The following is an 11,692-nucleotide window of genomic DNA, read 5'->3' as shown; positions in this document are numbered from 1 at the left end:
GATTGAATGTTTTTCTGAGTATAATAAGTTTTTTGCAATATTTTTTTTAAAAATTGATTTATAAGCCTATATGTGTGGTATGTAGGCGTAAAATGATTAAAAAAATAAATGTTTTTCGAAATTTTGTAAGTATTTTTGGCGGTACTTAAATATAAAATAAACCCCAAGTACTGATTCATCTTATGATCTTAATTGTTGATGATAACCAAAGCAATCTCTATTCATTAAAAAAACTGCTGGAATCTAAAGATTTTCAGGTAGATACAGCCAATTCAGGAGAAGAAGCATTAGGCAAAGCAATAAAAAATAACTATGCACTCATTATTCTGGATGTACAGATGCCAGGCATGGATGGATTTGAAGTGGCTGAAACATTAGCAGACTACAGTAAAACGAAAGAAGTTCCCATCATATTTTTATCCGCAGTCAATACAGAAAAGAAATTTATAACCCGCGGATATGCTTCAGGAGGTAAGGATTACGTGACAAAGCCTGTAGATCCTGAAATTCTTTTGCTTAAAGTGAAAACATTTTATAGTCTCCAGGAGCAGAACCTTGCCATGAAAAAGACCCAGCAGAGTCTGGAGCTCGAGGTCAAAGGCAGACGTGAATCGCAGGTGACCATGAAGTCCCAGATTGATCATTTTCAACTCATGCTTGAATCACTTCCGCAGATTGCATTTACACTCAATGAAGATGGGAATATAGAATTTGTCAACTGCAAGTGGCACCAATACTCGGATACAGATGTGGATTTTCCCGAAGTGCATCCCGATGACCTTAATATCAGAGAAGAATTTAACCGCTGCCGGAAAAAGGGCCAGGCACTCGAGCTCGAGGCCAGAATAAAAAAAGTGGATTCCGGAGAATACAGATATCATCTCTTGCGGATAACCCCGGTGAATGATGGAAACGTCATCAAAAACTGGGTGGGAACCTTCACCGATATTGATGATCAGAAAAAGGTCGAAAAAGAAAAAGATGAATTCCTGAGTATTGCCAGTCATGAACTGAAGACACCTTTAACCAGTATAAAAGCCTATATTCAGCTTCTGGACCGTAAATTAAAACTCGATAAGCAAAGTGCTGAAGCAGGCTTCATGAGCAAGGTTCAGGATCAGATCGAAAAACTGAATAATCTGATTACTGATCTGTTGGATGTTTCGAAAATAGAAAATGGAAAACTTAAAATCAATAAAAAACCAACCAGCCTTGAAAACATCATAAGCAATGCGGTTGAAACCATTATCCAGACTCATGACGAAAATAAAGTTAAGATAAAACGCCATGGTATAAACCCGGATATCCTGATTCCCCTGGATGAAGTACGCATAGAACAGGTTCTTATTAATTTCCTTACCAATGCCATTAAATACTCTCCCCAGAATAACCAGATTATAGTCACTACGTTTGTGGACGAAGAAAAGCAGGAGGTAAAAGTGAGCATCACAGATTTCGGAATAGGAATTCCCGACTTTAAGCAGGATGCCGTATTTCGTAAATTCTACCGTGTAGAAGAATCCTCGCTGCAGTTTCAGGGAATGGGGATCGGATTGTTTATCTGTTCAGAAATCATCAAACAGCACCACGGAACCATAGGAGTATCCAGTAAAGTAGGAGAAGGGTCTACTTTCTATTTCACTTTACCTTTAAACTAATATCTCATGCCGAAAAAAATAATCAGAAATCTTCAGTTTGGGGTCGGGATATCTTTGCTGATCCTGATTGCAAGTTCAGTTGCATCTTATCTGAGCATTCAAAGACAGATGGATCATCGTGAAAGTCTTTCTCAGAGCAGAAGATCCATAACTGCTGTAAAAGACGTTCTTGTTGCCCTGTTAGATGCCGAAACAGGAAACAGAGGTTACCAGCTCACAGGAAGAGAAAGCTTTCTGGAGCCTTATAATCGCAGCTTAAATGAATATGGCAAAGCTATACAACGCGCAAGAGCTCTGGATATTTCAGACAAAAACCAGTTGGAACGTTTAGATGCCTTAGAGAAAAATGTTGAAAGTAACGTTAACAATCTAAAATATTTTGTACAGAACAGAAAGAACGGTATTGTAATGACCCAGCAGCAGATCCTGCAAAGCAAAAGCTATATGGATAAATGCCGCCAGATCGTCGGCGATTTTGTACAGTATGAAGAAAGGCAGCTTGAAATTAAAAATAAAGATCTCAACCGCTCATCCCGTACAACTGTTATGTTTATTGTTGTTTCGGCAATAGCGGCAATAATTGTTACCATATTTTTTTACTTTAAGCTCAGAGCAGATCTTATCCGGAGAGACAAATTAGAAAAAGAATTAAGATCAAAAGATCTGGAAATAAGCAGACGTGTAAGTGCTGTTCAGCAGATTGCAAATAGAGTGGCCAATGGCGATTACAGTCAGAAAGCAGTAGACCATTCGCAGGATGATCTCGGAGATCTGGTAGATTCCCTGAATCATATGACCGATTCCCTTAAGAAATCCTTCGAACAGATTAATAAAAGTGACTGGCGCCAGAAAGGCTTAGCCTTACTTAATGAATCTCTGGTAGGTAATAAGTCTGTGAAAGAAGTCTCTGATGCATCTCTAAACCAGCTTGTAGAATACAGTAAGTGCATCAATGGTGCTTTATACCTGTTTGATGAAGGGATTCTTAAGCTTAGCACAGCTTTCGGCCTGGAAAGTACAATGAAAAAAACTTTCGAACCGGGAGAAGGAATGGTAGGTCAGGCTTTTGTCAATGAAAAAATGCAGGTTTATAACAACCTTCGTGAAGATGATTTTGCCGTAAGTTTTGCCAGCAGCAGGATAAAAATTAACAGCATATTATTAATTCCTGTTCATGCGGACGGCCACTGTATCGGAATACTGGAGTTGGGATCAACCTCAGATTTCGGTGAAGACAAAATTAATTATTTCGCCGAAAGCAGCCGTAATATCGGGATTGCCTTAAATGCAGCCAAAGGTCGCGAAAAAGAACAGCAGCTTCTGGAGGAAACACAGGCTCAGTCGGAAGAATTACAGGTGCAACATGCCGAACTGGAAAATCTGAATACCGAACTGGAAGCCCAGACCCAAAAGCTTCAGGCGTCCGAAGAAGAACTGAAAGTACAGCAGGAAGAACTGATGCAGGCCAATGCCGAACTGGAAGAACGTTCAAGAATGCTCGAAGAAAAAAATCATCTGATTGCAGAAAGAAACAGCGAAATCCAGAAAAAAGTAGAAGAACTTGCCTTAAGTACAAAATACAAATCCGAATTTTTAGCCAATATGTCCCATGAACTCAGGACTCCGCTAAATTCCATTCTTCTCCTTTCAAGATTAATGGCCGAAAATCCTGATGAAAATCTGAATGAAGATCAGATAGAGTCGGCAAAAGTTATTCAGAGCTCCGGAAGCAGCCTTCTTACGCTTATTGATGAGATTCTTGACCTGGCTAAAATAGAATCAGGTAAAATGTCACTGGAATATGAGGACGTTGTGATTGATGATGTGGTGAAAGATCTGAAAAGTCTCTTCAATCCGGTTATTCAGGAGAAGAAGATCAGATTTGATATCCATATAGACGCGGATGTTGAAAAAACAATTGAGACCGACAGGCTTAGGGTAGATCAGGTGCTGCGTAACCTTTTGTCAAATGCTTTAAAATTTACTACAGAAGGAAGCATTGATCTGAACATAGCCAAAGATCCTAACAATAAAGACTTTATTATTTTCACTGTAAAGGATACCGGAATCGGAATCCCGGAAGAAAAGCAGGCCATTATTTTCGAAGCATTCCAGCAGGCAGACGGCTCTACACGCCGAAGATTTGGCGGGACCGGATTGGGACTGTCCATAAGCCGTGAAATTGCAAGACTGCTTGGAGGAGAATTGACCCTGAAAAGTAAAGTGGATGAAGGAAGTGAATTCAGCCTGATTATTCCTGTAAAACCTGTAGCTGAAACACTTCAGCCTGAAACAGACCAACACTTGATGGATATCATTCGTGAAGATGTTGAAGTGATTCAGAATATTTTAGGAGACACAGAATCCCAGACGGCTTTACCTGCAGAGGTATTGCCGATTCCGGACGCTATAGACGATGACCGGGATGCAATAACTGCACAGGATAAGGTAATTTTAATTGTTGAAGATGATATTCATTTCGCAAAAGCGCTCCTTAAATACGCCCGAATGAACCAGTACAAAGGAGTAGTGGTGGTGAGAGGAGATTATGCCTTATCCGCAGCCGTTCAGTATCATCCGCAGGCTATTTTACTCGATGTTCAGTTACCGGTGAAAGATGGGTGGCAGGTGATGGATGAGCTTAAATCGAATGCTTCAACCATGCATATTCCTGTACATATGATGTCCGTATTGCAGCTTGAAAAAGAAAGTCTGATGAAAGGGGCTATTGACTTCATTAATAAGCCTATGGCGCTCGATAAAATGACTGATGTCTTCAGGAAAATTGAAGAAGCCCTTCTGAAATCTCCGCAAAAGGTTTTAATTGTAGAAAACAATGCTAAACATGCCAGCGCGCTGGCCTACTTCCTGAGTAATTTCAATATTTCCTTATCAGTAGAAAATAATGTTGAAGACAGCGTGAAAGCCTTAACGTCATCCCATGTAGACTGCGTTATTTTAGAAACTTCAAAAGGTAATGAATACCAGATTATTGAATCTATTAAAAGCTATGAAGGACTGGAAAACCTGCCGATCATCATTTTTACAGAACACAGTTTATCCAAATCCGAAGAACTTAAGATCAAGCAGTATGCAGATTCCATTGTGGTAAAAACCGCCCATTCTTACGAAAGGATTTTAGATGAAGTAGGTTTATTCCTACATTTGGTGGAAGAAAAAAATAATTATGTTGAAACCGCAAGAAACAAAGTTTTAGGATCATTGACAGAAGTGCTAAGCGGCAAAAAAATCCTGATTACCGATGATGATGTCCGTAATATCTTCTCTTTAACCAAGGCTTTAGAAAAATATAAAGTTGAGGTCGTTGTTGCCATGGATGGTAAGCACGCCCTGCAGCAGATTAAAGAACATAAAGATATAGACGTTATTTTAATGGATATGATGATGCCTGAAATGGATGGCTATGAAACCATAAAAGAGATCAGAAAAATGCCAGCCTTTACAAGGCTTCCTATTATTGCCATTACCGCAAAGTCCATGATTGGAGACCGTGAAAAATGCATCGTGGCAGGTGCTTCAGATTATATCTCGAAACCTGTGGATATCGATCAGTTATTGTCCTTACTGCGTGTCTGGTTATATGAAAGTTAAATGATGAATAAGAAAATTTTAATTGTGGACGATGATCCACGCAATATATTTGCACTCAAACTGACCCTGAAATCCCGTGGATATCAGATTGAAAGTTGTATCAGCGCTCAGGTAGCTATTCAGATTTTAAAAGAAAATGAAATAGATATCGTGCTTATGGATATGATGATGCCTGAAATGGACGGGTATGAAGCCATAAAAATGATCAGAAATACGCCGGTTATCAGCCATGTTCCTGTAATCGCCGTTACAGCACAGGCAATGCCGGAAGACCGTCAGAAATGTCTCGATGCTGGTGCCCAGGATTATGTATCGAAACCGATCGATGTAGATCAGCTGATTGCAGCCATAGAAAAGCTTCCATAATGTTAGAGCCCAGTATTGTAAAAGATGAAGAAGTAGAATACCTCATAAAAGATGTTTATGAGATGTACGGCTATGACTTTTCCCAGTACAGCAGAGCTTCTTTTAAGCGTCGCGTAAACCGCATCTGCCTGATCGACAGATTTACCAGCTTTGCAGAGCTCAGGTATACCATTCTTAATGATCCGGAATACCTGAAGCGCTTTGTAGAAGAAATAACGGTGAATGTTACAGAAATGTTCCGCGATCCGCATTTCTTTAAATCTCTCAGGGAAAAGATCTTGCCGCAGCTCGGAACCTATCCGCTGATCAGGATTTGGGTGGCCGGATGCTCTACCGGTGAAGAAGCTTATTCCATGGCCATCCTGCTTAAAGAAGCTAATCTTTACCATAAGTCGCTGATCTACGGTACGGATCTCAACCCATCTGTTCTGGAAACCGCCCGTTCAGGAGTTTTTCCGTTACAGCAGATGAAAACCTATTCAGAGAACTACATCTTGTCCGGCGGCAAAAAAGATTTTTCAGATTATTATACCGCGAACTATGACAGTGTAAGATTTGATAAAAGTTTACAGGAAAAACTGATTTTATCTACCCACAACCTGGTTTCGGACAGCTCTTTTAACAGCTTTCAGCTGATCATCTGCAGAAATGTACTGATCTATTTTGACAGGGAACTGCAGGAGCGTGTTTTTAAGCTTTTTGATAACAGTCTTGAAAATTTAGGCTATCTCGCACTGGGAGCAAAAGAAACCATCAGGTTTTCCAAACTGGACAGGAATTACCATCAGGTAGATGACCAGCGCATCTGGAAGAAGGCAGAGCATATGTAATACACTGATTATGGAAACAGAAAACACAAAGACAGAATTAGTTGTGATAGGAGGATCTGCAGGAAGCCTGCAGGTTATTCTTGAGATGCTTAAAAAATTAAAAAACGGGCTGGGTATTCCCATTGTTCTGGTACTGCATCGCAAGGCCTATTCAAACAATATCCTGCAGACGCTGCTGCAGCAGTTCATTTCCATAGAGGTCGTGGAAATTGATGATAAAACGGAAATTCAGAACAATAAGGTCTATGTAGTTCCTGCAGATTATCACCTGCTGTTCGAAAACAAAAATATGATGTCGCTGGATTTTTCTGAAAAAATGAACTATTCACGCCCATCTATTGATGTGACCTTCAAATCTGCTGCGGAAGTATATGGTGAAAACCTGGTAGGCGTTCTGCTGTCAGGCGCCAACGCTGATGGAGTGGAGGGTTTAGGATTTATCAAAAAAAATAAAGGAAAAGTCTGGATCCAGGAGCCGGAAACAGCCGAGGTAGATTATATGCCTAAGCATGCGCTGCTGGAAGTTGCCTGTGATCTGATCATTACACCGGATAATCTGGCAGGCTATATCAATCAATTATAAAAATACAGTATAACAACCCTAAGATTTAAATAGAAAGAATATGAGCGCAAAGAAGATTTTGATTTTTGATGATGATACTACTATTTTAGAGATCATTACCATCATTTTTGAGGAGAATGGGTATCAGGTCGAAATTTCAGAAACATCTCATGATATTTTAGAAAAAGTTTCGCAGTTTCAGCCAGATGTTATTCTCATGGATAACTGGATTCCAAAAATCGGAGGTGTTCAGGCCACCCAGCTTCTGAAAAGTCATGAAGAGTTCAGGACAATCCCGGTTATTTATGTAACCGCTAACAATGACATTGTGAGACTGGCGGAAGAAGCTCAGGCTGATGATTATGTGGCTAAGCCATTTAACCTTGATGATCTGGAAGATAAAGTAGCTAAATATTTAGAAGCATAGAAAATGTTTTCTCATGCATCTTATAGAGTAAATTTCATTTTTATTTTGGACAATTAAACGAATTGGAATCCATATAAAAATTTAATAGCATCGTAGTAAACAAAACAATCCTTACATCATCTGTAAGGATTTTCTGATTTAAATAATCCTTCTGACAGGCAGATACCTGGTTTCCTCAAAATGTCTGATTCTTTCACGGATAAGATCAACAGTGCATTTTCCGTTGTTAATTTCGGTAATCAGTGCTGATAAAAATAATTTCAGTTGAGGATAAAGTAATATTTTGTTTGTAAATGTAGCAACAATGATGGTCTTTTTAGATACGATATTCTGTGTAAAAGTATATTCACCTTCTAAATCAACGGTTGAGTAAAACTGGTCCGTTATACTGATAGACAAATACCGGTGTATCAGTTCTATATTTTGTAACATGTTTTCCATCTGGCGTGTTTATATGATATACAATAATATTTATGCCAGAATTGCTTTTTAGCAATTTTTTTATTGATTATCAGCTGAAACAAAGATGATCATTGAATATTTTAAAATAAACATTATCTTGCTGTTTCAGGGAATTGCAGAAAATTCTATAAACCGATAAAATTATACCTGCTTTTGACATGTTGAAAGATATCATCGCCAAAAATCTTACCGTTATTTTTTGTGGAATCAATCCAGGGTTGAAATCTGCCGAAGACGGCCATCATTTTTCCGGCAGAAGTAACCGCTTCTGGAAAGTAATGCACAAAGCCGGGTTTACACCATACCAGATTGAAGCTGAAAACGACAGGGAGATTTTAGATTTCGGATACGGGCTCACGACTGCTGTCGCAAGGGCAACATCCCGGGCCGATGAGCTTTCAAAAGATGAATTCGATAGCTCGCTGGAGCTTTTTAAAACAAAAATGACAGCATTTCAGCCCAGATATATCGTATTTCTCGGTAAGGCAGCATATCAGGCTTTCTCCAAAAAGAAACAGATCCTGTGGGGCCCGCAGCCTGAAGATTTTTGTGGGGCCAGGGTCTGGGTTTTACCCAATACAAGTGGTTTAAACCGCGGATTTACCTTAGATAATCTGATTGAATCCTATAGCGCGTTTTATACTGAAATTCAAAATGATCAAATGCAGTAAGAGAAAGCAGCCGGATCTTCCGCACTAATTTGAAAATGTATTCACCAGATTTCCTATTTTTGCCAAAAACCTACCATCCATGAAGAATGTCCTGAGCTGGATATTAATTGCATTTCTTACGGTTTCTCTTTTGAATAACTGTTTCAGCAGTAGCGTTCAAAAGGAAATCAGGGAGAAATCCTCATTCCTTGCTGAGCTGAGGAAATTATATTCTTCCGGAGACTCTTCCAAATGGCCGAAACCTATCCTTGATCCCCAAGCTCTCCCTTACTTTTCTGAAATAGGACACCTGCCGGAAATTCAGTTTCCTGCGGATAATCCCTATTCCGAAGATAAAGCACTGTTGGGGAAAACACTTTTCTTTGATCCGCGTCTTTCCCAATCCAATCAGATTGCATGCGCTTCCTGCCATGATCCCGAATTGGGATGGTGTGATAACCGGACTTTTTCTTTTGGGCACGACAGGCAGCTTGGTACCAGAAACGCGATGAGCATTCTGAATGTAGCATATGCAAAGTCATTATTTTGGGACGGCCGAGCTGCATCTCTTGAAGAGCAGTCCGAAATGCCGATTCGTGATGAAAGAGAAATGAACGGGCACATTGATCTTGCAGCAGGAAAAATGGCAAAGATTAAAGGCTATGAAATATTATTTGAAAAAGCATTTGGAGATAAAATCGTTTCAAAGGACAGAATTTCCAAAGCAATAGCCGCTTTTGAAAGAACCATAAAAAGCCGAACTTCTAAATTTGATCAGTTTATTGATGGGAAAGCAGAAGTTTATTCTGATGATGAACTGATGGGCTTACATCTTTTCCGGACCAAAGCACAGTGTATGAACTGCCATAGCTCCGGTTATTTTTCCAATAATCAGTTCGAAAATGTAGGAACCTCTTTATTGGGCTCAAAAGAAGAGGATCTGGGCAGGTATCTGGTGACGAAAAATCCGGAAGATGCCGGAAAATTCCGTGTACCCGGATTGCGTGAAGTGTCAAGAACCGGACCCTGGATGCATAACGGCTCTATGACAACCCTCACGGAAGTGATCCGGTTTTACAGCAAAGGAAATCCTGAACATTCTCAAAAACGGTCAACCGTTCATCAGGGAATAGCACTTGCTTCTGAAAAGTCAGGCTTTGTAAGGCTGCTTGATCTTACGGATGAAGAAATTGCCCAGTTGGAAGCATTTCTAAGGACTTTATCTACAAAGCCGGAAAGAGTGCTGCCTCCTGAGTTACCCAGATAAGATACTCCTCGCATAAATGGTAATTAACGCTCTGTCGGTTTAGGATGTCAAGCTTTTTTGCTACATTTATATATCCATAATCCTCAATAATGATCCACTTATGAATATTGAACTTTTTTCAAAAAATGCTTTGGTAGGGGCAGCTACCCAGGGAATAGGCGCAGGAATAGCATTGGAGCTGGCCAAATGTGGTGCTAATGTAACGGTAATGGCCCGCAATGAAGTAAAACTTAAAAAGATGATGTCTTCATTACCTGTTATCAATTCCGGTCAGAAACATCAGTACCTGGTGGCCGATTTTTCCAACTTTGAAGAGTACAGAGCCATTATTTCCGGATATTTTAAGAGCAGCTCTATCGATATTCTGGTCAACAATACCAATGGTCCGGAACCGGGAATGGCGCTGGACAAAAATGTTGATGATTACCAGAAAGCATTTGATCTGCTTTTTAAAACGGTTTGTGAAACAACTTTACTGGCTTTACCGCATATGATCAAGCAGAAAAGCGGACGGATCATCAATGTTTCTTCACTGTCTGTAAAAGAACCGATCAATAATTTATCCCTTTCCAATTCCATCCGTTCAGCGGTAATCGCCTGGGCAAAGACATTATCCAATGAAGTGGCACAGCACCAGATCACTGTTAACAATATTCTGACAGGATATTTTGATACGGAACGTATCCAGAACCTGATCAGCCATGAATCCCGGCAGACGGGCAAATCCCAAGAGGAAATAAAAAAAGCCAGAGAAAATAAAATCCCGATGAAAAGGCTGGGTAAAACTGAAGAATATGGTCATCTGGCTGCTTTTCTGGCTTCAGAATATTCATCTTACCTTACCGGAGCCAGTATTCCTTTGGATGGAGGACTGAACAATACTTATTGATAAGTACTATAAGATTTTCATTTAAAATGAAATGTATAGTCTTTAAAATGAATAACCAAAATGAAAAATAAGGTTAAAATTTTACGAGAAGAATATGACCCAGGCTGAACTTGCTGAAAAATCCGGCCTTTCATTACGGACGGTTCAGCGTATTGAGGGCGGAAATACTCTTAAAGGATTTACTCTGAAGTCTATTGCCGGGAATTTGGAAACAGAATGACCATGTAATAATTACCCAGTCTGGGTTGTCTTACTATGTATTGAAACCACATAGTATATGAAGAACTGGTCTTTTAAAAAATGGAATACCGTTTTAGGATGGGTGATTTTCGTTATCGCACTGATTACTTATTTCTCCACCATGGAACATTATCTCAGTTTCTGGGACTGCGGCGAGTACATTTCCTCAGCTGTAAAACTCGAAGTAACGCACGCTCCCGGAGCCGCTTTATTCCAGATTATGGGGGCTATGGCCAGTATATTTGCATTGGGAAATGAACAGAATTATTCTATTGTGATCAATGCGATGTCTGCACTGTTCAGTGCATTGACGATTTTATTCTTATTCTGGACGATTACCCATTTTGTAAGACGACTGTTGAACAAGGATTTTGATGAAATTACAAAACACCAGGAAATCTCCATTCTTTTTGCGGGAGCAGTAGGAGCTTTATGCTTTACCTTCTCGGATACCTTTTGGTTTTCTGCAGTAGAAGGAGAGGTATATTCCATGGCTTCCCTATTTATTGCCCTGCTGGTATGGCTCATTACCAAATGGGAAAACGAATACCTGGCAAAAGACAGTGAAAGATGGATCATCCTTATTTTCTTTGTATTGGGACTTTCTGTAGGAGTACACATGATGTGTATGCTTGCGGTGCCGGCCGTTTGTCTGGTATATTATGCAAGAAACTACAAATTCACCTGGAAAAACTTTATCTGGGCCAATGCGATCACACTGGGAATCCT

12 protein-coding genes are annotated in these 11,692 nt (G+C 39.8%); 11 read left to right on the top strand and 1 reads right to left on the bottom strand.

All coding sequences use genetic code 11. The features are described from left to right. Positions 1-182: 182 nt before the first annotated feature. From AC4IFE_RS12245 to AC4IFE_RS12220, 6 genes are read left to right on the top strand one after another with little or no spacing between them, the layout of a single operon-like run. Positions 183-1,658, top strand: coding sequence for a hybrid sensor histidine kinase/response regulator (locus tag AC4IFE_RS12245; protein ID WP_490757463.1), 1,476 nt, complete (start codon positions 183-185; stop codon positions 1,656-1,658). Positions 1,659-1,664: 6 nt separating this feature from the next. Next, positions 1,665-5,270, top strand: a complete 3,606-nt coding sequence (locus AC4IFE_RS12240) for a response regulator (RefSeq protein ID WP_490757462.1) — start codon at positions 1,665-1,667, stop codon at positions 5,268-5,270. After that, the gene (locus AC4IFE_RS12235) at positions 5,271-5,636 is read left to right on the top strand and encodes a response regulator (RefSeq protein WP_490757461.1); all 366 of its coding nucleotides are present in this window, start codon (positions 5,271-5,273) and stop codon (positions 5,634-5,636) included. Continuing rightward, complete coding sequence (locus AC4IFE_RS12230) at positions 5,636-6,466, top strand: CheR family methyltransferase (RefSeq protein ID WP_490757460.1); 831 nt, start codon at positions 5,636-5,638, stop codon at positions 6,464-6,466. Before AC4IFE_RS12235 ends, AC4IFE_RS12230 begins: the two co-directional genes overlap by 1 nt. A 10-nt stretch (positions 6,467-6,476) precedes the next feature. After that, positions 6,477-7,049, top strand: coding sequence for a chemotaxis protein CheB (locus AC4IFE_RS12225; RefSeq protein WP_490757459.1), 573 nt, complete (start codon positions 6,477-6,479; stop codon positions 7,047-7,049). Positions 7,050-7,089: 40 nt separating this feature from the next. Then, positions 7,090-7,455 (top strand): response regulator, encoded by a 366-nt coding sequence (locus tag AC4IFE_RS12220; protein ID WP_490757458.1) that lies wholly within the window; start codon positions 7,090-7,092, stop codon positions 7,453-7,455. Between the two features lie 138 nt (positions 7,456-7,593). On the opposite strand, the gene AC4IFE_RS12215 is transcribed toward AC4IFE_RS12220, so the two are convergent. Beyond that, entirely contained in the window at positions 7,594-7,896 is a 303-nt protein-coding gene (locus AC4IFE_RS12215) for a hypothetical protein (RefSeq protein WP_490757457.1), read from the bottom strand. Between the two features lie 179 nt (positions 7,897-8,075). On the opposite strand from AC4IFE_RS12215, the gene mug reads away from it, so the two are divergent. The 5 genes from mug to AC4IFE_RS12190 all read left to right on the top strand — a co-directional run. Further along, positions 8,076-8,588, top strand: a complete 513-nt coding sequence (mug, locus tag AC4IFE_RS12210) for a G/U mismatch-specific DNA glycosylase (RefSeq protein WP_490757456.1) — start codon at positions 8,076-8,078, stop codon at positions 8,586-8,588. A 79-nt stretch (positions 8,589-8,667) separates the two neighbouring features. Then, positions 8,668-9,834: a cytochrome-c peroxidase gene (locus AC4IFE_RS12205; RefSeq protein WP_490757455.1), complete on the top strand. Its 1,167-nt coding sequence runs from the start codon at positions 8,668-8,670 to the stop codon at positions 9,832-9,834. A gap of 100 nt (positions 9,835-9,934) precedes the next feature. After that, positions 9,935-10,723: an SDR family oxidoreductase gene (locus AC4IFE_RS12200; protein WP_490757454.1), complete on the top strand. Its 789-nt coding sequence runs from the start codon at positions 9,935-9,937 to the stop codon at positions 10,721-10,723. Between the two features lie 94 nt (positions 10,724-10,817). Continuing rightward, on the top strand, positions 10,818-10,943 hold the full coding sequence (locus AC4IFE_RS12195; RefSeq protein ID WP_490757453.1) for a helix-turn-helix domain-containing protein: 126 nt from the start codon (positions 10,818-10,820) through the stop codon (positions 10,941-10,943). Between the two features lie 57 nt (positions 10,944-11,000). Next, the coding region (locus AC4IFE_RS12190) for a glycosyltransferase family 117 protein (RefSeq protein ID WP_490757452.1) at positions 11,001-11,692 on the top strand (692 nt) is incomplete at its 3' end.

This window comes from Chryseobacterium sp. UF-81 (genome assembly GCF_058245105.1).
Note: the sequence above shows the minus strand (reverse complement) of the source record. Positions and strands in the feature narration are given on the sequence as shown.